The sequence below is a fragment of the Micromonospora sp. CPCC 206061 genome (assembly GCF_036906915.1).
Taxonomy (GTDB): domain Bacteria; phylum Actinomycetota; class Actinomycetes; order Mycobacteriales; family Micromonosporaceae; genus Phytohabitans.
Genome location: NZ_JBAKHX010000003.1, coordinates 138,826 through 159,323, shown reverse-complemented (window position 1 = coordinate 159,323; position 20,498 = coordinate 138,826). Strand labels below are relative to the sequence as shown.

At 70.9% G+C, this 20,498-nt stretch carries 19 protein-coding genes; 8 read left to right on the top strand and 11 right to left on the bottom strand.

Annotated features, from left to right (window positions below):
• Positions 1-13: 13 nt before the first annotated feature.
• On the bottom strand, positions 14-730 hold the full coding sequence (locus V6V89_RS04000) for a hypothetical protein (RefSeq protein WP_334617539.1): 717 nt from the start codon (positions 728-730) through the stop codon (positions 14-16).
• Between the two features lie 100 nt (positions 731-830).
• On the opposite strand from V6V89_RS04000, the gene V6V89_RS03995 reads away from it, so the two are divergent.
• Together V6V89_RS03995 and V6V89_RS03990 are read left to right on the top strand one after the other, a co-directional pair.
• Entirely contained in the window at positions 831-1,196 is a 366-nt protein-coding gene (locus tag V6V89_RS03995; protein ID WP_334617538.1) for a hypothetical protein, read from the top strand.
• Positions 1,189-1,629 (top strand): hypothetical protein, encoded by a 441-nt coding sequence (locus V6V89_RS03990; RefSeq protein WP_334617537.1) that lies wholly within the window; start codon positions 1,189-1,191, stop codon positions 1,627-1,629. Before V6V89_RS03995 ends, V6V89_RS03990 begins: the two co-directional genes overlap by 8 nt.
• Here the strand turns inward: V6V89_RS03990 and fabG are convergent.
• Both fabG and V6V89_RS03980 read right to left on the bottom strand, forming a co-directional pair.
• Positions 1,579-2,334, bottom strand: coding sequence for a 3-oxoacyl-ACP reductase FabG (gene fabG, locus V6V89_RS03985; RefSeq protein ID WP_334617536.1), 756 nt, complete (start codon positions 2,332-2,334; stop codon positions 1,579-1,581). The genes V6V89_RS03990 and fabG overlap by 51 nt on opposite strands.
• A 10-nt stretch (positions 2,335-2,344) precedes the next feature.
• On the bottom strand, positions 2,345-3,988 hold the full coding sequence (locus V6V89_RS03980) for an alpha-amylase family protein (protein ID WP_334617535.1): 1,644 nt from the start codon (positions 3,986-3,988) through the stop codon (positions 2,345-2,347).
• 97 nt (positions 3,989-4,085) lie between these two features.
• On the opposite strand from V6V89_RS03980, the gene V6V89_RS03975 reads away from it, so the two are divergent.
• Both V6V89_RS03975 and V6V89_RS03970 read left to right on the top strand, forming a co-directional pair.
• Positions 4,086-5,102: a LacI family DNA-binding transcriptional regulator gene (locus V6V89_RS03975; RefSeq protein ID WP_334617534.1), complete on the top strand. Its 1,017-nt coding sequence runs from the start codon at positions 4,086-4,088 to the stop codon at positions 5,100-5,102.
• 9 nt (positions 5,103-5,111) lie between these two features.
• A complete protein-coding gene (locus tag V6V89_RS03970; RefSeq protein WP_334617533.1) occupies positions 5,112-5,747 on the top strand; it encodes a DedA family protein in 636 nt (211 codons plus the stop codon).
• 14 nt (positions 5,748-5,761) lie between these two features.
• On the opposite strand, the gene V6V89_RS03965 is transcribed toward V6V89_RS03970, so the two are convergent.
• Both V6V89_RS03965 and lysX read right to left on the bottom strand, forming a co-directional pair.
• Positions 5,762-7,174 carry a carbohydrate-binding protein gene (locus V6V89_RS03965; RefSeq protein WP_442935061.1) on the bottom strand — a complete coding sequence of 471 codons (1,413 nt, stop codon included), beginning with the start codon at positions 7,172-7,174 and terminating at the stop codon, positions 5,762-5,764.
• Positions 7,175-7,327: 153 nt separating this feature from the next.
• Positions 7,328-10,366: a bifunctional lysylphosphatidylglycerol synthetase/lysine--tRNA ligase LysX gene (gene lysX / locus V6V89_RS03960; RefSeq protein ID WP_334617531.1), complete on the bottom strand. Its 3,039-nt coding sequence runs from the start codon at positions 10,364-10,366 to the stop codon at positions 7,328-7,330.
• 141 nt (positions 10,367-10,507) lie between these two features.
• On the opposite strand from lysX, the gene V6V89_RS03955 reads away from it, so the two are divergent.
• Positions 10,508-11,605 carry a carboxylate-amine ligase gene (locus tag V6V89_RS03955; protein ID WP_334617530.1) on the top strand — a complete coding sequence of 366 codons (1,098 nt, stop codon included), beginning with the start codon at positions 10,508-10,510 and terminating at the stop codon, positions 11,603-11,605.
• Here V6V89_RS03955 and V6V89_RS03950 read toward each other — a convergent pair.
• On the bottom strand, positions 11,602-12,405 hold the full coding sequence (locus tag V6V89_RS03950) for an Fpg/Nei family DNA glycosylase (RefSeq protein ID WP_334617529.1): 804 nt from the start codon (positions 12,403-12,405) through the stop codon (positions 11,602-11,604). The genes V6V89_RS03955 and V6V89_RS03950 overlap by 4 nt on opposite strands.
• A 72-nt stretch (positions 12,406-12,477) precedes the next feature.
• On the opposite strand from V6V89_RS03950, the gene V6V89_RS03945 reads away from it, so the two are divergent.
• From V6V89_RS03945 to rocD, 3 genes are all read left to right on the top strand, one after another.
• On the top strand, positions 12,478-13,074 hold the full coding sequence (locus tag V6V89_RS03945) for a DUF308 domain-containing protein (protein ID WP_334617528.1): 597 nt from the start codon (positions 12,478-12,480) through the stop codon (positions 13,072-13,074).
• Between the two features lie 126 nt (positions 13,075-13,200).
• A complete protein-coding gene (gene ddaH, locus V6V89_RS03940) occupies positions 13,201-14,001 on the top strand; it encodes a dimethylargininase (protein WP_334617610.1) in 801 nt (266 codons plus the stop codon).
• Complete coding sequence (gene rocD, locus V6V89_RS03935) at positions 14,001-15,209, top strand: ornithine--oxo-acid transaminase (RefSeq protein WP_334617609.1); 1,209 nt, start codon at positions 14,001-14,003, stop codon at positions 15,207-15,209. Before ddaH ends, rocD begins: the two co-directional genes overlap by 1 nt.
• A gap of 477 nt (positions 15,210-15,686) precedes the next feature.
• Here the strand turns inward: rocD and V6V89_RS03930 are convergent, their stop codons facing one another.
• The 5 genes from V6V89_RS03930 to V6V89_RS03910 form a co-directional block, all read right to left on the bottom strand.
• Positions 15,687-16,823 carry an FHA domain-containing protein gene (locus tag V6V89_RS03930; RefSeq protein ID WP_334617527.1) on the bottom strand — a complete coding sequence of 379 codons (1,137 nt, stop codon included), beginning with the start codon at positions 16,821-16,823 and terminating at the stop codon, positions 15,687-15,689.
• Between the two features lie 46 nt (positions 16,824-16,869).
• Positions 16,870-17,130, bottom strand: coding sequence for a 4a-hydroxytetrahydrobiopterin dehydratase (locus V6V89_RS03925; protein ID WP_334617526.1), 261 nt, complete (start codon positions 17,128-17,130; stop codon positions 16,870-16,872).
• Positions 17,069-18,121 (bottom strand): cation diffusion facilitator family transporter, encoded by a 1,053-nt coding sequence (locus V6V89_RS03920; protein ID WP_334617525.1) that lies wholly within the window; start codon positions 18,119-18,121, stop codon positions 17,069-17,071. The genes V6V89_RS03925 and V6V89_RS03920 overlap by 62 nt, the downstream gene beginning before the upstream one ends.
• Positions 18,122-18,148: 27 nt before the next feature.
• On the bottom strand, positions 18,149-19,246 hold the full coding sequence (locus V6V89_RS03915; protein WP_334617524.1) for a golvesin C-terminal-like domain-containing protein: 1,098 nt from the start codon (positions 19,244-19,246) through the stop codon (positions 18,149-18,151).
• 104 nt (positions 19,247-19,350) lie between these two features.
• Entirely contained in the window at positions 19,351-20,373 is a 1,023-nt protein-coding gene (locus V6V89_RS03910) for a fatty acid desaturase family protein (RefSeq protein WP_334617523.1), read from the bottom strand.
• Positions 20,374-20,498 lie beyond the last annotated feature (125 nt).

Below are 20,498 nucleotides of genomic sequence, written 5' to 3'. Positions count from 1 at the left end.
GTGTGACCAGGTATTACTCCGTGCGCGGCCGGGGTCGTGGCAACCTGCGGCGCTGCGTGTACCGCTCGGTGGCGAGGAGGGCCTCGTGCGCCTCGACAGCGGCCTCCGCCGCCTCGTCCCGCAGGGCTTGAAGGGCCACCTCGGCGACCTGGACCTCCTGCTCGGCGTGCCGCACGGCCACGTCGGCGCGGTGGTACACCCGCCGGGCCGCGCGCTCCTCCAGCTTGTACCGGTACGCCGCGCGCTCCCGCTCCTCCAGCTCGGGATCCCAGTCGCCGCTGGCGCGCAGCCACACCTCGCGGAGCTGCTCGACCGAGATGTCACCGTTCCGGTACGCGGTCAGAGCCGCCCGCGCCACGTCCCGCTGCTGCTCGTCGGCGCCCTCGACGGGGTCGGCCACCCGGCTGTCCTGGGCCGCCCGGCCGGCCAGTACCTCTTGCCAGGCCCGCCGGTAGGTCTGGTCGGCCGCCTCCTGCGCGGCCCACGCCTCGTCGCGGGCGCGCTCGGCCTCGGCGAGCCGTTCGCGGGCGTCGGCCGCTGCCCCGGCGGCGCGGCCGGCCTCGGTGTGCGCTTTGTTGGCATGGACCGCCAGCTCCTGCGCGGCGGCGCGCAGCTTGCGCGGGTCGGGGCGCGGTGTGCGGGGCCGCTCGGCCACCGCCGCGAACGCCACCAGAGCGAGGATGACGAGCCCGGCGGTCAGCAGCAGCGCCCATACAGCGGTCAGTTCCACTCGGCGACTCCCCAGGGTCCATCGAGCGTTTCAACTATATGCGCCCTATCGGCCGGTGACCACGCAAGTGCTTACTACGGTCATTAGTAGAGTGGCGCCCGTGAACGACACCCTGGGAGTCGTGGTCATCGTCGCGGCGCTCGCCGTCGCGGCGTGGTGCGCGATCGCCGCCGCCCGCAACCGGCCGCCGGACCTCAGTCACGTGATCGGCGTGGCCGTGGTCGAGCTGGCCGCTCTCGTGCTCACGGTCGTGGCCGTCGTGGCGATGATCGGCGGCGAGCGGCCCGGCGAGCCAGGCACCTTCGTCGGGTACCTGATCACCTTCCTCGGGCTGCCACCGGTCGCCGTCGGGCTCGCTCGGATGGAGCCCACACGGTGGGGCTCGGTGATCCTCACGGTGGCCTGCCTGGTCATGCCGGTGCTCGTCGTGCGGCTCCAGCAGCTCTGGGAGGCCACCGGTGCGTGAGCGGGTCAACTCGGGGCCGGGCCGTGTCCTGATCGTGGTGTATGGGATCTTCGCGCTCTCCGCCAGTGCCCGCGCGGCCGTGCAGATCGGCACGAAGTTCAGCGAGGCGCCGGCGGCGTACCTGCTCTCCGCGCTCGCGGCGGCGATCTACCTGGTAGCGACCGTCGCGCTGGTGCGCGGCGGACCCGGTGGCCGCAGGCTCGCGCTCATATGCTGCTCGATCGAGCTGGCCGGCGTGCTAGCGGTGGGTACGGCGAGCCTGGCGTCCTCGTCGGCGTTTCCGGACGACACGGTGTGGTCCGGGTTCGGCAAGGGGTACGGCTTCGTGCCGCTGGTCCTGCCGATCCTCGGCCTCTACTGGCTGCGCCGCACCGCCCGCAACTCAGGCGCGGGGGCCGCCCGCAACGTAGATGACCTGGCCGGACACGAATGACGCGCCTTCACTGACCAGGAACGAAACTGTGTGGGCGACGTCTTCGGCCCGCCCCACCCTCCGCACCGGGATCTGCGCCGCCGCCTGCTCCTGGAAGTCGTCGAAGCCGACCCCGACGCGCGCCGCCGTGGCCGCAGTCATGTCGGTGACGATGAACCCGGGCGCCACCGCGTTGGCCGTCACGCCGAACGGCCCCAGCTCGATCGCCAGGGTCTTCGTGAAGCCCTGCATGCCCGCCTTGGCCGCCGCGTAGTTGGCCTGCCCGCGGTTGCCCAGCGCGGACGTGCTCGACAGGTTCACGATCCGGCCCCAGCGCTGCTCGACCATGTGCTTCTGCACGGTGCGGCTGAAGAGGAACGCACCGCGCAGGTGCACGCCGAGCACGGTGTCCCAGTCGTCTTCGCTCATCTTGAACAGCAGGTTGTCGCGCAACACGCCAGCGTTGTTGACCAGCACGGTCGGCGGGCCCAGCTCGGCGGCCACCCGCTCGACGGCCGCCTCCACCTGCGCCTTGTCGGCCACGTCGGCGCCCACGGCGAGCGCCCGTCCGCCGGCCGCCACGATGCTGTCGACCGTCGCCTTCCCAGCCGCCTCGCCGAGGTCGACGACGCCGACCGCCATGCCGTCGGCCGCCAGCCTGCGGGCCGTGGCGGCGCCGATGCCGCGCGCCGCGCCGGTGACGATCGCGATCCGCTGCTCAGTCATGTGCCGGAGCCTACGTGGTGCGCCGGAGCCTGATCCACCGGTAGCCGTACCCGCCGAGCGCCAGCGCGTCGAACCGCACGTCCCCGTAGTCCTGGTCGGCAAGGACCTCGACCGGCAGGTCGGCTTCCTTGGCGAGCGCGCCCAGGTCGACCTCGACGTCGTCGGTGCCGAGGTTGTGCAGGAAGACCATCGTGCCCGTCGGCCCGTCGGCCCGGTGCGCCAGCACGCCGGCCGGCGCGGGCACGTCGATGTGCGTGCAGCTTCCCGAGCCGACCTCGGGCGCCTCGCGCAGCGTGTGGATCATGCGCTCGAACCACGCCAGCAGGGACGCCGGATCGCGGCGCTGGGCGGTCACGTTGACCTTCTCGTACCCGAACTCGCCGCCCGAGATCACTGGTCGCACCAGCTGGTCGGCGGGGGCGCTGGAGAAGCCGCCGTTCGGCGCGGGCGACCACTGCATCGGGGTGCGGATGGCGTACCGGCCGGCCTGCGAGAGGTCCTCACCCATCCCGATCTCGTCGCCGTACCGCAGCACCGGCGTGCCGCGCAGGCTGAACTGGAGCGCGTACGCCAGTTCCAGCCGCCGACGGTCACCACCGAGCATGGGGGCGAGTCGCCGCCGGATGCCCCGGTCGTATATGCGCATGTTCTCCTCGGGGCCGAACTGCTGGTACACCTCCTCCCGCTGCTCGGCGGTGAGCCGGGAGAGGTCGATCTCGTCGTGGTTGCGGATGAACGTGGCCCACTGCGCGCCGGCTGGCAGCATCGGTGTATCGCGCAGCGCGTCGATGATGGGTTCCGGGTCCTGCCGGGCGAGCGCGAGCACCAGCTTGCCGTTGAGCATGAAGTCGAAGAGCGTGTGCAGCCGGTTGGCCGAGCCGCCCGCGTCGGAGAAGTAGGCGACCAGGTTGTCCGGTTCGACGTTGGCTTCGGCGAGCAGCACCGCGTCGCCGCCGCGCCACTGGACGTGCGAGCGCAGGTCCGTGAGGAAATCGAAATCCTTGGGTGAGTTCGGGTTGCCCGGCTCGGTCAGCTCGATGATGAATGGCGCCGCGTCGATACGGAACCCCGACACCCCGAGTTGGAGCCAGAACGCCACGACCTTTTTGACCTCTTCGCGCACCTTAGGGTTCGCGAAGTTCAGATCTGGCTGGAACTTGTAGAAGCGGTGGTAATACCACGCCTTCGCGGTGCGGTCGTAGCTCCACGTCTCGCTCTGCTCGCCCGGAAACACCATGCCCTGGTGACGGTCCGGCGGCTCGGTCTCGGACCACACGTACCAGTCCCGGTACGGGGAGTCCGGCGACGAACGCGCCGACTGGAACCACGGGTGCTCGTCGGATGTGTGGTTGACGACCAAATCGATGATCACCCGGATGCCGCGGTTTCGGGCCTCGTGCAGCAGCTCGGTGAAGTCGCCCAGGCTGCCCAGCCGCGGGTGCACGCCGTAGAAGTCGGTCGCGTCGTAACCGTCGTCACGGCTCGGCGAGGGGTGGATCGGGTGCAGCCATACGCAGGTCACGCCCAGCCGGGCGAGGTAATCCAGGCGTCCGATCAGGCCCCGGATATCACCGACGCCGTCGCCGTCCGAATCCGCGAATGTGTCGACGTCAAGGCAGTAGACGACAGCTTCGGTGTACCAGCGCTCTCCCATGCGTATCTGCTTCTCCGATGCCGACCAAGGTCAAACTAACCGCTGATAGCGCGGTTCTGCGATCATCGGGGCTCGGCTGCCGGGCTTGGGAGGGGCGATGGCGACCATCTATGACGTCGCGCGGCGTGCGGAAGTGTCGCCGGCAACGGTTTCGCGGGTGGTGAACGGACACGCCAATGTGGACCCGGCGCTGGCCGAACGCGTCCGCGCCGCGATGCGCGAACTGCACTACCGGCCGAACGCCGTGGCACGCAATCTGCGCCGGAGCCGCACGACGCTGTGGGCCGTGATCATCGCCGACATCGGCAACCCGTTCTTCACCGCGCTGGTACGCGGTGTGGAGGACGTCGCGCAGGGCGCCGGCTACTCGGTGGTGCTGTGCAACTCCGACGACGACGCCGGCAAGGAGGGGCAGTACGTCGACGCCGCGCTCGCCGAGCAGATGGCGGGTGTGATCATTTCACCTTCCGGTGACGCCGCGAACGTCAACCGGCTCATCGACGCCCGGGTGCCGGTGGTCGTCATCGACCGGCAGGCGGACGACGTGCGGGCAGACACGGTACTGGTCGACAACGAGCACGCCGCCGAGCTGGCCACCACGCATCTGATCGAGTCCGGATACCAGCGGATCGCCTGCATCACCGGCCCGCACAGCGTCTTCACGGCCGACCAGCGGCTTTTGGGATACCGGCGGGCGCTGGAGTCGCACGGGCGCGCCTTCGATCCGGAGCTGGTCCGGTTCGCGGACTTCCGCGAGCAGGGCGGCTACTGCGCGATGGCCGCGCTGCTGACCCTGCGGCCGCGTCCCGACGCGGTCTTCGCCGGCAACAACCTCACCACGGTCGGCGCCATGGAGTGCCTTGTGGACAGCGGCATCGAGGTGCCGGGTGAGATGGGCATGGTCGGCTTCGACGACGTGCCGTGGGCGCACCTGGTGCGGCCATCCCTGACCACGGTGGCGCAGCCGACGTACGAGCTGGGGCGCACCGCCGCTGACCTGCTCAGCCAGCGGATCGCCAACCCCAACCGGGCGCCTTCCACGATCACGCTGAACACCAAGCTCCAGATCCGCGACAGCTCGGTGCGGAGTGTGGACCTGCGTCCTGGCGGGTAAGCCGACCCCGTGATCACCGAAGCGGACCCCACGGAACTCGGCGGAATCACCGGATGGGTAGCGCGGGTGGTCGACGCGCTGGGCGAGGCCGGCGTCGGCCTGCTCGTCGCCTTGGAGACAGTGGTGCCGCCGGTGCCCAGCGAGGTCGTGCTCGCCATGTCCGGGTATCTGGCGAGTTCCGGCAGGGTCAACATCGTGCTGGTCGTCCTCGCGGCCACCGCCGGGTCGCTGATCGGCGCGCTGGCCCTGTACTACGCCGGCGCCGCGATCGGCGAGGAACGGCTGCGCCGCTGGCTGGACCGCCTCCCGCTCGTCGACAACGAGGAGCTCGACCGGGCCGACAAGTGGTTCGAGAAGTACGGCAAGTGGGCGGTGCTGATCGGCAGGATGGTGCCGGTGGTGCGGAGCCTCGTCTCGGTGCCGGCGGGCGCCAACCGGATGCCGCTCGGCCAGTTCGCCGGCCTCACCGTGCTGGGCAGCGGCGTCTGGAACTCGATCTTCGTAGGGCTCGGGTACGCGCTGGGCGATCAGTGGCAGGACGTCGAGCGGTACAGCCACTGGTTCGACCTGGGCCTGCTGGTGGCGTTCCTGGCGGCGGTGCTGACCTGGGTGGTCAAGCGCCGCCGCCAGGCCCACGCCCGCTAGAACCCCGCAGACTCTTAACGACGGAACTGGAGCCAGTTCACGTTGACGAAGTCCGCGGGCTGGCCGCTGGTGAACGTCAGGTACACCGTGCGGGTGCCGGTCACCGCCGACACGTTGCCGGGCACCGAGCGCCAGCTCTGCCAGCCGCCGGTGTTGGCGAGGGCGAAGCTGCCGATCGGGGCGCTCGTCGGGCTGTCCAGCCGTACCTCCACCAGACCGCTCACCCCGCCCGCCGCGCCGGACGCGACCCGGGCCACGAAGTCGCGGGGCGGCGTCGAACCGAAGTTGACGTTGTCGAGGCGGATCCAGTCACCGTTCGCGACGTGACTGATGTTGCGCCCGCCCTCGCTGCACGTCTCGGTCTGCACACCGTTCTGCGCGTTGAACGACTCCGCCTCGATGAGCGCGTAGGCATCCCGGGAACCACCGGGAGGCGGGGTCGTGGTCGCCGGCGTCGTGGGCGTCGTGCCGCCACCGCTGGTGTACACGGCCACGTAGTCGACGAGCATCGGCACCCCGGAGACGGTGCTGCTGGTCGGGGTCGCGCTGCCCGCGACGCCGTTTGGGAACGCGCCACCCATCGCCACGTTGAGCAGCAGGAAGTACCCGGCGTGACTGGTCATGTTGGACCAGTGCGGCTCACCCACCTGCGACTGGGTGACGGTGTGGAAGTGCTGGCCGTCCACGTACCACCGCAGTTGCTGCGGGCTGGCGCTGGCGTCCCACTCGAAGCGGTACGTGTGGAAGGCGGACTGGCAGGAACTCCCCGGGCAGGCGCGGGAGGCGCCGAGCCCATTGGTCTCGTTGCACGGCCCGCCGGGATTGACTCCGCAGTGGAGCACTCCCCAGACGGAGTTGATCCCGTTCACATTCTCCATGACGTCGAACTCGCCGATGCTGGGCCAGTTCTGGTAGTTGCCCCGGTACGGCGCGCCAAGCGCCCAGAACGCCGGCCAGTACCCGGCGGCAGCCGCACCGGTCACGTTCGGCATCTGGATGCGGCCCTCGATGCGCAGTACGCCGCCGGACGGCGGCTTGAAGTTGGTGCGCACGGTCTCGATGCGCGCCGAGGTCCACCCGCCGGACGCGTTGCGAATGGGCGTGATCCGCAGGTTGCCGGAGCCGTCGTGGCTCACGTTGGCGGTGTTGTTCGTGTACGTCTGGATCTCGCCCGTGCCCCAGTTGGCGGGGCCACCGGGGTAGGACGTGCCGGTGTCGATGATCCAGTTCGACGACGACGGCAGGGTGTTGGCCGCACCGGTGAAGTCGTCGCTCCACACCAGCGACCACCCGGACGGGGTGGGTGGAAGCGCGGCGCGGGCGTTGAGGGTGACCGCGAGCAGGGCGGTGACGGCGGTGACGACGACGGCGACGCCGAGCAGGCGTCTAGCGGGACGGCGGGTGGCCGCTTCGGGGTTCATCGACAGACCTCTCTCGGGGCGGACGGGAGAGCGATTGCTCACGCTGGGGTGGCATCGAGGATCACGACTGTGAGAGCGCTCTCTGAGAGGTTTGTACTTCGATGGAAACGAATTGTCAACAGGCCGTTAACGCACCAGCGGGAAGGGCTCAATTTGCCTTTAACGGACCAAGGGGAAAGGCAGAGTGTCCCGGATCGCACGCCCGGTCAGCAGCATGACCAGGCGATCCACGCCGAGACCGAGCCCGCCGGTGGGTGGCATGGCGTACTCCAGCGCCTGCAGAAAGTCCTCGTCGAGCTCCATCGCCTCCGGGTCGCCGCCGGCCGCCAACAAGGACTGCTCGGTCATCCGCCGCCGCTGCTCGACCGGGTCGACCAGTTCCGAGTACGCCGTGCCAAGCTCCACGCCGAACGCCACCAGATCCCACCGCTCGGCCAGCCTCGGGTCCTTCCGGTGCGCCCGGGCCAGCGGCGCCGACTCCACGGGAAAGTCCGTGTAGAACACCGGCGTCGTGGTACGCGGCAGCACCAGCCGCTCGTACATCTCCTGGAGCAGCGCGCCACGCTCCCACCGCGGGTCGTACGGCACACCCGCCGCGTCGGACATCCGGCGCAGCGTGGAGAGCCCAGTGTCCGCCGTGACCCACTCCCCCAGCGCCGTCGACAATGCCTCGTGGACGGTCAGCACCGGCCATTCGCCGGACAGGTCGTGCTCCACCGCCACGCCGCGCGGACCCGGCTGGTGCGCCACCGTCGACCCGTACACCGCCAGCGCCGCGCGCTGCACGAGTGCCCGCGCCAGCTCCCGCATGGTCCGGTAGTCCGCGTACGCCTGGTACGCCTCAAGCAGCGTGAACTCCGGGCTGTGCGTATGGTCGACGCCCTCGTTGCGAAACACCCTGCCCAGCTCGAAGACCCGCTCCACACCGCCGACCGCCAGTCGCTTGAGGTGAAGCTCGTGGGCCACCCGCAGGTACAGGCGGGCGTCGTAGGCGTGCAGGTGCGTAGCGAACGGGCGGGCGTACGCGCCACCGTGCACGCGTTGCAGGACCGGCGTCTCCACCTCCAGGTAGCCCCGGTCGATCAACGTCTCGCGCAGGCTGTGGGTGGCCGCGCTGCGCGCGCGCAGCAGGTCACGCGTCTGCGCGCTGCTGATCAGATCGAGGTACCGCAGGCGCACCCGTGCCTCGGGGTCGGCGAGGCCGCGTCGCTTGTCCGGCAGTGGGCGCAGGCACTTGGCAGTCAGCTCCCACGACTCGACGCGCACCGACAGCTCACCGCGTTTGCTCGTGACCACCTCGCCGCGTACGCCCACGTGATCACCGAGGTCTACTGTGGACCTCCACTCCTGGAGGCCACTGTCGACGAGCACCTGGAGGTCACCGGTCCAGTCGCGGATGGTCGCGAAACACACGCCACCGTGGTCGCGCAGCAGCACCACGCGGCCCGCGACGGCCACCCGGTCACCCGTGCCGCTGTCCGGCGGCAGCCCCTCGTAACGGATCGCCAGCGCCACGCTGTTGTCGGTGCGGTGAAAGCCCACCGGGTACGGGTCGATGCCGGCCGCGAGCAGCCGCTCCCGCTTGGCGAGCCGCACCTGCGCCTGCTCGGGCACGGTCGGGGTCGGCACGGCTTCGGCCATCGCGACCGCTGGCGCGGACACCGGCGCGGGCAGCCTCGTGGTGCGGCCAGCCATCGCCGCCGCGCGCTCCACGCGGGGCACATCGCGGCGATCCGCCACACAGAGGTACCGAGGCCGCCACAACGGCTGGTACCGGGTGTGGAAGCGGTAGCGCTCCGGAGAGTCGGCCACGCCGAGACAGACCCGGTCGACGCCCAGCCGGGCCGCGTCCCGCATGAGCGCCACCACGAGGAACTCCACCACGCCGTCCACCGCGTCGGGTGCGCCGCGGACCAGGTCGAGCACCAGCCCGCGGTCGCCCCAGGGGGCGAGCGCCAGCAGCGCCTTGCGGGCCCCATCGCCGTCGAACGCCTCCACGAGCACGCAGCGGCTGTCGGCCGGGTCACCGAGGCGCCCCAGTGCCGGGCCGAACGCCGCCGGCCAGGAGTTGGCGAGCGTGCGGACGGTCGCCAACTCTTCCGGGGACGCGTCGGCGCACCGGCGCACCTGTGTGGTGTATCCGGCGGCCTCGGCGCGGCCGGCCGCCTGGCGTACCGGCCGCATGTCCCGCCCCTCCACAGTGAACTCTCCGCTCAGGAGCACCGCGTCGTCGCCCCGGTGCATCCCGCTCAGCCCGGCACGGGCGTACGCGGCCGCGGCCTCCTCGCTCGCGGCGTGCACCGCGGGCTTCCAGCCGTGCTTCTCAGCCCGCGCCAGCCAGGCGGCGATCGCGGGTCCCCACGCCTCCGGGTCACCGATCGGATCGCCGGCGGCGAGGCTGACACCACGCACGACCCGGTACGGCACAGCCGCCTTGCCGGTGGGCGAGAACGCCACGGCCAGGTCGCGCCGGGTCGCGAAGTACCCGAGGGGGTCGCGGTCGCCGTACCGCGCCAGCAGGTCACGGACGCCCTGCTCAGGCCCGGCGTCCCGGGGCTTCGGGCGGCGCCGCGACCGCAGCAGGACCACCGCCACCGCGGCGAGCAGCGCCACCGCTCCCGCGAGGCCGAGCAGCAGGTCCACCCAGCCGGGCGCCCGCCCGTCGCGGTCCGGGTCGACGATGAGGGCGCCGAGCACCCCCTCGGCCGCGTACCCGAGCCGGTACTGGCCGACGGTGCCCGGGTACTCGGTCACCAGCCAGCGCCCACCCCAGATCCCCCCGGCGATCAGCACGACGAAGAGCCCCGCTGCCCAGGGGAGGCCGGCCCAGCGTCCCCGCGTGGTGAACTCCCCGTACCCGAGCAGCGTCAGGACCATGGCCACCGCGACGATGGGGGCACCGACCGCCCGCACGACCTGATCGCCGCTGCCGATGGCTGCCACAAGGGCGATCAGGAGGTAGCCGGTGAGCACCCAGAAGGCGATCCGGCGCCGGCGTGCCACCGCCAGGGCGAGCACGCCCGCGAACGCGGCGAACGCGAGGTTGGCAGGGGTGGGCATGGCGCGCGGTGGGCGTACCACATCGGGGAAGGCAGCCACGACGGCCCAGACCGCGCAGGCGACCGCGACCGCCCACAGGGCCGCCGCCAGGAGCGTGGGAATGTGCCGCCGCCAGGTTGGTCGCGCGGCGCTGAGCACGCGCGCCTCCCGAGTTGGTGCAGCGGTCGTTGGTCGGCCCATGGTGGCGGTCACGGCGTACCTCCCCCTTGACGGGATCTAGCTCACATAATGGGCCAAAAGTATGGTTCGCCGATGGTGATTTCCGGGTAATCGATGGCAGTGACGCTCACTGTTGGGGTCGAAGAGGAGTTCCTGCTCCTGGATGCCGAGAAGGCACAGGCGGTGGGCGCGGTCGACGCGGTGCTCGCCGAAGTGCCGGGTGACCTGCGGGGGCAGGTGACGCACGAATACCTCACCAGCCAGATCGAGATAAACAGCCCGCCCGGTCTCGACCTCGGCGCGCTGCGGCACGCGCTGAGCCTGCTGCGTGGCGGCGTGGCGGAGGCGGCTTCGCGAGCCGGTGCTCGGGTCGTCGCCATCGGCTGCTCCCCCGTCGCCGGACCGGAGCCGCCGGTCGTCGACCAGCCGCGGTTTCACCAGATGGTCGAGCGGTTCGGCGCGCTCTCGCCCGGCCCGGGACTCAACGGGCTGCACGTCCACATTGGCATCCCCGACCCGGAGACCGGTGTACGGGTGTTGAATCACCTGCGGCCGTGGCTCCCGCTGCTGCACGCGGCCACGACCAACTCGCCGTTCGCCGACGGGTTGGACTCCGGATACGCGAGCTGGCGCTCGGTGATGTGGGCGCGCTGGCCCTCCGTCGGCCCGACGCCGTACCTGGAGTCGCACGCGCACTACGAGCAGCTGGTCGAATCCCTCATCGGCACCGGTGCGATGCTCGACCAGGGGATGCTGTACTGGTACGCGCGGCTGTCCGCGAGCTACCCCACCGTCGAGATCCGGATCGGCGACGTGTGCCCGAGCCTCGACGACACGGTGCTGATCGCCGCCCTGGTGCGCGGGCTCGTCGCCACGGTGCTCGGCGACATCGACCGTGGCGTCGCCGCCCCGCAGGTGCCCCACCACCTGCTCGCCGCGGCGCACTGGCGGGCCGCGCACGACGGGCTAGCCGGGCTCGCCGTCGACCCCGCCGACCAGCGCAGCCGTCCGGCGTGGCACGTGATGCGCCGGCTCTTCGACACTGTGCGGCCGGCGCTGACGGAGCACGGCGATTTGGAACTCGCCACCATCCTCATGGGACGGTTAAGGGCCCGCGGCACCGGAGCGTCCCGGCAGCGCGCGGTGTACGCGAGAACCGGCGAGATGTCGGCTGTCCTGGACTACCTGGCCGATCAGACCCGCGCGCGTGCCAGCTAGCGCTGGCAGGTGGGGCACCAGTAGGAGTTGCGGCCGGCCAGGCCCGAGCGCTGGATCTCCGTGCCGCACACTAGGCATGGTTGGCCGGCGCGGCGGTACACGTACACCTCGCCGCCGTGCCGGTCGACCCGCGGCGCCCGCCCCATCGCCTCCGGCATGTGTCGGCTGTGGACGGTGTCGATCCGGCCCCGGGCAACGCCTTCCTTCATCAGCTCACGCAGATCGACCCAGAGCGCCTGCCAAGCCTCGGTGCTCAGCTCGCGCCCGGGCCGCGTCGGCGGGATACCCGCACGGAACAACACCTCCGACATGTACACCAGGCCGGCACCGCCCACAATGGACTGATCCAGCAGAAGGGCCGCCAGTGCCATGCCGCTCCGGCTGATCCGCGCGTACGCGGCGTCCGGATCGGCGTCGTCACGCAGCGGGTCGGCGCCGAGCCGCGCCCGCAGGGCGGCCACTTCCGGCGGGCTCATCAGCTCGCACGCGGTCGGCCCGCGCAGGTCGATCCAGTGCCGGTCGGTGGCGAGTCTCAGCCGCACCTGCCCGACCGGCGGCGGGGCCGGCTGCCCGCCGTCGCTGAACACGCCGTACAGCCCGAGGTGCACGTGCAGCGTCCGGTCGTCGGCGTAGTGGTGCAGCAGGTGCTTGCCGTACGCCTCGGTGTCGAGCAGTTCCGCGCCGGTCAGCGCGGCACCGGCGGCGAACCTGCCCTGCGGGCTCGAAACGGACACCCGCTGCCCGGCCAGCAACGAGCGGTGGTGGGCGGCGAGGCGGTGGATCGTGTGTCCCTCGGGCACCGGAGGATGCTAATGCATGACTACTCGGACATCGGGGTACTCCAGGTTGTCCCCCATGTTAGGAGGTGTCCCGTGGTGCGGATGCCATCGTTCTCCCGCCACTCGACCACGACGGACTCGACCACAACCGATCAAGAGCGCGTCGACGAGCGCCGGACCGCCGATACGACCGCGATGAACGTACGGACGCAGGAGGATGAGCGGGCGGCCCGTGACCGGGCGGCCGCCGATCGTGCTGCGGCCGAACGCGAGGCCGACCGTGCCGAGACCGAGCAGATCTCCCGGCACCGCCGGGAGCCGGGCCTGGCGCCCGAGCCTGTCACCGAGCCCGAGGTGCGCGGCCCACGGCCGCGGGCCAGCATGCTGGCCACGCTCAGCCTCATCATCGGCGTCGCGAGCGCGCTCTTCGTGCTCACGGGCGTGCTGGCCGGGTACGGCATCGCGCTCGGCGCCCTGGCGGTGCTGTTCGCCGTCGGTGGCTTCTCGGCCACCAGCCGCCGGCACGTCGCCGGCAAGTCGGAAGCGATGATCGGGCTGCTGCTCGGCATCGGTGCCGTCGTTGTCGGCATCCTGGTGCTCACCGACTCGCTGTCGTGGCTCACCACGGCCAGCGACAAGGTCGGCGACCTGCGCACGTGGCTCGACAACCAGACCGTGGACCGGTTCTAAGGGTGAGGGGCGGGTCCGCAATGATTCGCCCCTCCCACGGCCAAGATACGCAACGATTAGCGCGTCAACGCAAGATTTAACGGTGGTTCTCGACGGCCGGGGACGCATAGCGTTGCTGGCATGACGATGGACGCCACCCACCGGCACTACCTCATGTGCCGGCCGACGTACTTCGCGGTCGAATACGCGATCAACCCGTGGATGGACCCCACGGCCCCGGTCGACGCCGACCTGGCCGTCCGGCAGTGGGAAGCGCTGCGCCACATCTACCTCGACCTCGGCCACACCGTCGACGAGATCGAGGCGCTCCCCGGCCTGCCCGACATGGTGTTCGCCGCCAACGGCGCCACCGTGATCGACGGCAACGTGCTGGCGGTCGAGTTCCGCGACCCGCAGCGCGCTGACGAGGCCCCGGCGTACCGGGACTGGTTCGAACGCGCCGGCTTCGAGACGCACGAGGCGAAGTACGTCAACGAGGGCGAAGGCGACATGCTGCTCGCCGGCGACCTCCTGCTGGCCGGCACCGGCTTCCGCACCGTCACCGCCGCACACGACCGGGCGCAGGAGATCTTCGGCCGCCCCGTGATCACGCTCCAGCTCGTCGACCCGCGCTTCTACCACCTCGACACCGCGCTCTGCGTGCTCGACGAGCGCACGGTGGCGTACCTGCCCGAGGCGTTCTCGCCGGGCAGCCAGGCCGTGCTCCGCCGGCTCTTCCCGGACGCGGTCCTCGCCGCTCCCGCCGACGCCGAGGTGCTCGGCCTCAACGCGGTCAGCGACGGCCGCCACGTCGTACTTCCCTCGCAGGCCACCGGCCTGGCGGCTGCGCTTCGCGAGCGTGGATACGAGACAATTGGCACTGATATGTCCGAGTTGCGCAAGGCTGGAGGCGGTCCCAAGTGCTGCACGCTGGAGGTCCGGAAGTGATCGTCGACGACCTCGTTCGCACCCCGGCAGCGGTGGCCGACGCCGAGCGGTGGACAGCGCACAACTACCACCCGCTTCCCGTCGTCATCTCGCAGGCCGAGGGCGCCTGGGTCACCGACATCGACGGCAAGCGGTACCTCGACTGCCTCGCCGGGTACTCCGCGCTCAACTTCGGGCACCGCCACCCCGCGCTGATCGCCGCCGCACACGCCCAGCTCGACCGGCTCACGCTCACCAGCCGAGCGTTCATCCACGACCAGTTCGCGGTGTTCTGCCAGGGCCTCGCCGAGCTGTGCGGCAAGGACCTCGTACTGCCCATGAACACCGGCGCCGAGGCCGTCGAGACCGCGATCAAGGTGGCCCGCAAGTGGGGCTACCAGGTCAAGGGCGTGCCCGCGAACACCGCCACGATCGTGGTCGCCGACGGCAACTTCCACGGCCGCACCACCACCATCGTCAGCTTCTCCACCGACCCGTCGGCCCGCGACGACTACGGCCCCTACACGCCCGGCTTCAAGATCGTCCCGTACGGCGATCTAGAGGCGATGGCTTCCGCTGTGGACGAAACGACCGTGGCGGTACTCATCGAGCCCATCCAGGGCGAGCAGGGCGTGATCGTCCCGCCCCCCGGGTACCTGCAGGGCGTCCGCGACCTGTGCACGACACGCGGCACGCTCTTCATCGCCGACGAGATCCAGTCCGGCCTCGGCCGCACCGGCCGCACGTTCGCCTGCGACCACGAGGGCGTCGTACCGGACATGTACGTGCTGGGCAAGGCCCTCGGCGGCGGCATCGTGCCGGTCTCCGCGGTGGCCGCCGACGCGGACATCCTCGGGGTGCTGAGCCCGGGTTCGCACGGCTCCACCTTCGGCGGAAACCCGCTCGCGTGCGCCGTGGGGGCAGAGGTGGTCAGGCAGCTGAGCACCGGCGAGTACCAGCGCCGCTCCGCCGAGCTGGGCGCACGCCTGCACACCGACCTGAGCGCGCTGATCGGGCACGGGCTGATCGCCGTACGCGGGCGCGGCCTGTGGGCCGGCATCGACATCGACCCGTCGCTGATGAGCGGCCGCGAGGCGTGCGAGCGCCTGGCCGAGCACGGCGTCCTGGCCAAGGACACCCACGGCTCGACAATCCGCCTGGCGCCCCCACTGGTCATCGAGCCCGCAGAACTCGACTGGGCCGTAGAACGCCTGGCCGCGATCCTCTAAGCCCACCCGCCGCCCACCCGCCGCCCACCCGGGCCGCCCACCCGGGCCGCCCACCCGGGCCGCCCAGCGGGCGCGCCCCGCGCCCGCCTCTCACCGTCGATCAAGGGCAAATGCACGTGGTTGGATCTCTAAACCGCGTGCGTTTGCCCTTGATCGTTGCGGATGTCCTTGATCGCGGCGACCGGCGGGCCTGCGGTCCGGGCCTCGGCCGGCTCCAATCGACGAGAGGCCGCGGCGCGGGGTTGGTTCGGCGCCCGTGCTGCGCACGGACGCCGATCAAGGAGATCTCCGTCGATCAAGGTCAAACGCACGTGGAAAAGAGATCGAACCACGTGCGTTTGCCCTTGATCGACGGAAGAGGGCGCGCCCCGCGCGGACAGCGCGCCCCGCGCGGACAGCGCGCCCCGCGCGGACGGGCCCGGGGGAGGCGGCGCGACCCGCGCGATCTCGCAGTCGTGACGGCGGGCGGCGGAGGTGTTAGCGGTCTACCACTCGGATGGACATCGTCGGGGCTTCGGCCATAACCGATGGGGAGGCGACCGGGCCGGTCGAGGTGACGTGGCGGGCCAGGCCGACGTGGACGCCCGGGTACAGCTCGATCAGGTCGCCCGGACCCAGCGACCTGCTCTGACCCTTCAGGATCATGCGCTCGGCTTCGTCCATCGACCCGCCAGGGCGGACGCCGGTGCCGTTGGTGCTCACGTCCTGGGCGACCACCTCGGTGCCGCGCATTTCGAACCGCACGTGACTGCGGCTGATCCACCGCCGCGCCTCGTCGGTGAGCCACTGGCCGAGCATGATGCCGCCCTGCTCGGGCGCCCGCCCGACCGTCACGGGCTCACCCTCGGCGACCACGAACCGCTGCCGCACCACGCCACCGACCCGTACCGCCAGGGACTCGGCCAGGGGACGGGCGCCGGCGTCGGACAGCGGGACCTCGTGCCGGGGGCAGGTGGGCCGGCCGGTGTGCAGGGTGGGCGGGGGCTGGCCGCCGGCGCGGCGGACCGGCGCGAGGTCGGCGAAGGTGCCGCCACCGCCGCCGAATAGTGCGCAGCCTGGCTCGGCGCAGCGCCACAGCCGGCCCAGCATCTGGGTGCCGGAGGGCGCGGGCGCGCCGGTCACGGGCACCGAGCCGCCGCCCATCTGGGCCACGAGCACGGCGCCGTTCTTGCCGGGAACGGGTGCCATGAGCCGTCCGGCCTGGCCGGCCAGCCACCCGTAGCGCTCGCGTACGCCCTCGAATCGCAGCCGGCTCAGCACGGGCAGGCCGAGCAGGTCGGCCACCTCCAGTACCCGGTCGCCGACCGCCGGTACGACCTCGACCAGGCCGTCGTCGGCCCAGCGCCGCACGACCATGCGCTCGTTGGACGTCAGGTCGGCGTCGGAGAGCAGGCCGCGGTGCACGACCGTGTAGACGGCGGCGTTCTCCTCGCCGAGCTGTGCGGCGAACGCGTCGACCACGAGCCCCAGGCGCAGCAGGTTTGCCGGCCGGCCGCCGTCGAGGTCCGCGTACCGCACCACCTCGGCGAGGTCGACCACGCCTCGGGCGAGCGCGGGATCGGTACTGAGCCGCCGCTCGATGGCGTCGAGCACCTTGCTGACTTCGAACCTCACGCCGCCATACTGCCTGATCGTCGCCAGCAACTGGGACAGGCCCGCGTTACGCCTGGTTTGCCACGATCTCGTCGATGCGCCTCGCCAGTTCGAAGTCACGCTCGGTGACCTTGCCCGCCGAGTGGGTGCTGCACCGGAACGTCAGCTTCCGCCACCGGATGTCGATGTCCGGATGGTGGTCCATCTCCTCGGCGGTCACGGCGACCCGGTCGACGACCGCGATCGCGTCCATGAAGCTTTGCAGCTCAACCGTGCGGGTGATGGTGGTGTCGTCGCCGCTCCACTCGGGCAGGTCGGCCAGCGCCATGTGAGCTCCTCTCGTGGTGGTGGGCCACGGCCTCGTGATGGTCATGGCCGGCGTGGGGCTGCGGGTCCGCGTGCACCATTGCGGATCCAAGCTTTGGTACGTCGTGCAGCAGGCGATGTTCGGCGTCGACGGCCACCGCGTGTGCCGCTACGAGCGAGAGGTCGGCGTCCACCACGATCTCGCACTCGGCGCGCAGCCGGTGGCCGATCCACCGCACCTTCACGGTGCCCACGTCGAGCACGCCGTCGGTGGCCCGGAGGGCCTCTTCGACCTTGTCGACCAGCTCCGGGTCGACGGCGTCCATGAGCCGGCGGTACACCTGCCGGGCCGCACCGGCGAGAACGACGAGGATCGCGGCGGTGATGGCGAGCCCGACCACCGGGTCGGCCCACCGCCAGCCGAGGGCTAGGCCGCCGGCGCTGGCCAGTACGCCGAGGGAGGTGAAACCGTCGGTGCGGGCGTGCAGCCCGTCGGCCACGAGTGCGGCTGACCCGATGCGCCGGCCCACCCGGATTCGGTACTGCGCCACCAGCTCGTTGCCGGCGAACCCGACGATCCCGGCGACCGCCACCGCGCCCAGGTGGTCGACGTCGGCCGGGTTGAGCAGCCGGCGGATCGCCTCGTACCCGGCCACCGCCGCGGACGCCGCGATGAACCCGACGATCACGATGCCGGCGATGTCTTCGGCACGGCCGAAGCCGTACGTGTACCGCCGGGTGGCGGGGCGGCGACCGATCACGAACGCGATGGCGAGCGGCACGGCGGTCAGCGCGTCGGCCACGTTGTGCAGGGTGTCGCCGAGCAGCGCGACCGATCCCGACCACACGACGACCAGCGCTTGGAGGGCAGCGGTCAAGCCCAGGATCGCAAGAGAGATCCAGACCGCCCGCATGCCCTCCTTGCTGGTTTCGAGCGCCGAGTCGACCTGGTCAGCAGCGTCGTGGGAGTGTGGACGCGCGGCGTGCCGCACTCGATGCCACCAACCACTCATGGGTACATATTGCCCCCACGAGCGCGATCACACCCGGCTGATGCGCACCGCGTCCGCGACGACGTATCCGGTCGTGCTGGTCCACCGGCTCACCGCTACGACGGTTTTGGTGCCGGCCGTGAGGGCGAACGTGCCGAGCGACCGCCACGCCCCGCCGCCCGTGCTCTGGTCGACGCGCACGGTCTGGTTGCCGCCCGAGGCGTACACGATGAACGGGGTGGAGGTGTTGTAGCCGGCGATGCCGGGGTACCAGGCCTCGATCTTGTAGTTGCCGGCGGACGGGATGGTCGCCGAGTAGGTGGCGAGGTCGCTGACCTCTTGCGGGTTGGCGTACCGGTAGTCGGCGCCGTACCGCTCGGCCGAGTACGACGAGACCGACCAGTTGGCACCGGCCGCGAACCCGCCGGAGGTGTTGTCGACGATCGTGCTCCACGTTGGAGTGGTGCCATTGAGCGCGGCGGCCACGTCTTTGCGCAGCTGCGGCAGGCGCGCGTACAGCACGTCGCCCGGGCAGGCGGTCGCGAGGAAGTCGCGGTGCCCGTAGATCTGGGTGGGCGCGATGCCGTACTGGTCGCAGATGTACGCGCACATGTCGACCAGCTTGTTGTAGAGCGCGGCGGGCGGCGTGGCACTCGTGTACGTGCCCTGGTTCTCGATGCCGATGGCGGCGGAGTTCTGCCCGGGGCAGTGCGCTCCCACGATGGCGCCGCTGCCGGCCCGGAGCTTGCCGAGGCTGCCGTGCCGCCCTTCCATGGCGTACCCGCCGCGGCTGATCGTGAAGTGCTGCCCACTGTCGGCCCAGCCGAAGCCGAAGTGCCACTGCTGGATGTCCCGAGCGTGTGCGTACGCGGCGGCCTGCGAATAGTCGGTGACGTTCGGAGACGCGGTGTGGTGGACGAGGATCTTGTTCGGCGAGGTCGTGACGCTGCTGATCGTGCCGCGTGCGGCCGCCGCGCCCCAGGTCGCGCAGCTTGCGATGGTGGGCGCGGCGACGGCGAGAGTGGACGATTCTGCGGCCAAGGCGGGTGACGTGAGTGCCAGCGAGCTACCGCCGGTAGCCATGCCGGCGCCGATTGCAACGGCGCCGCGCATGACGTCCCGGCGGCTGACGGGGTTGCCGGTCACGGAGGACCTCCACGGGGGGGGGTGTTTGAAGGTTTCCTTAAGGACATCGGCCAATGCTGGAAGATTCCTACCAGACAAACACCCGTCGATACAAGGCCCCGTGATCAACTAGGCGGGTTGCCCGCCTCGTGCAGGGAGCGCAGGGCCTGGCTGTACGAGGCGACGACCCCGGTCTCCTCGTAGGTGATGCCGTGCTCGACGCAGTAGGCCCGGACGATCGGCTGGGCCCGGCGCAGGTTCGACCGCGCCATGCTCGGGAAGAGGTGGTGCTCGATCTGGTAGTTGAGCCCGCCCAGCATGAAGTCGACCACCCGGCCGCCCCGCACGTTGCGCGATGTCAGCACCTGCTTGCGGAGGTAGTCCAGGTCGTCCTTGGCGGTGAGCATCGGCATCCCCTTGTGGTTCGGGGCGAACGAGCATCCCATGTAGACACCCCACAACCCTTGGTGTATCGCGATGAACACCAGCGCCTTGCCTACAGGCAGCACGAGGAAGACCGCGCTCAGGTACGCGATCGTGTGCACCACCAGCAGCACGGCCTCGGCGCGGCGGTACCGCATCGGCGTGTCGAAGAGCGCGCGAACGCTGGCGTAGTGCAGGTTCAGCCCCTCCAGGGACAGCAGTGGGAAGAACATGTAGGCCTGCCAGCGCGCGAACCAGCGCCCGAACCGCCCCCGTGCCAACGCCTGCTCGTGTGTCCACACCAGAGCGCCGGCGCCCACGTCCGGGTCCTCGTCCTCATGGTTGGGGTTGGCGTGGTGGCGGGTGTGCTTGTCTATCCACCAGCCGTAGCTCAGCCCCACCGCCAGGTTGCCGGTGATGAGGCCGGCCACGTCGCTCGGGCGCCGGGTGCGGAACATCTGCCGGTGTCCGGCGTCGTGGCCGAGGAACGACACCTGGGTCGTGGCCACGGCGATGAACACGGCGACCAGCACCTGCCACCATGAGTCGCCCACCAGTGCGAAGGCCACCCATCCCCCGATGAACAGAGCCGCTGTCGCCGCGATCTTCGCCGCGTACCACCCGGGCCGTCGGTCGAGCAGGCCGGCCGCACTCACCATCTTCGATAGCCGCGCATAGTCGCTGCCCCGTTTTTGGGCAGGCTCCGCCACCGCGTTGACCGTCATGCGTCTCCCTAGTCGTCGGCGCACTCGCCCACCGCGGCGAGGCGTAATATCAAGTCTCCGGAGGGTAGGGGGGCTGAGAAACCCTGACAACCCCCGTAGGTGCGGTAGGGCTACCGCTACCTAAG

What these genes read in the sequence shown, in the direction of transcription:
- fabG (WP_334617536.1), bottom strand. Translation starts at nt 2,334, where the DNA reads ATGACTGAGCAGCGGATCGCGATCGTCACCGGCGCGGCGCGCGGCATC.
- V6V89_RS03980 (WP_334617535.1), bottom strand. Translation starts at nt 3,988, where the DNA reads ATGGGAGAGCGCTGGTACACCGAAGCTGTCGTCTACTGCCTTGACGTC.
- V6V89_RS03975 (WP_334617534.1), top strand. Translation starts at nt 4,086, where the DNA reads ATGGCGACCATCTATGACGTCGCGCGGCGTGCGGAAGTGTCGCCGGCA.
- ddaH (WP_334617610.1), top strand. Translation starts at nt 13,201, where the DNA reads ATGGACGCCACCCACCGGCACTACCTCATGTGCCGGCCGACGTACTTC.
- V6V89_RS03925 (WP_334617526.1), bottom strand. Translation starts at nt 17,130, where the DNA reads ATGGCGCTGGCCGACCTGCCCGAGTGGAGCGGCGACGACACCACCATC.
- V6V89_RS03920 (WP_334617525.1), bottom strand. Translation starts at nt 18,121, where the DNA reads ATGAGTGGTTGGTGGCATCGAGTGCGGCACGCCGCGCGTCCACACTCC.
- V6V89_RS03910 (WP_334617523.1), bottom strand. Translation starts at nt 20,373, where the DNA reads ATGACGGTCAACGCGGTGGCGGAGCCTGCCCAAAAACGGGGCAGCGAC.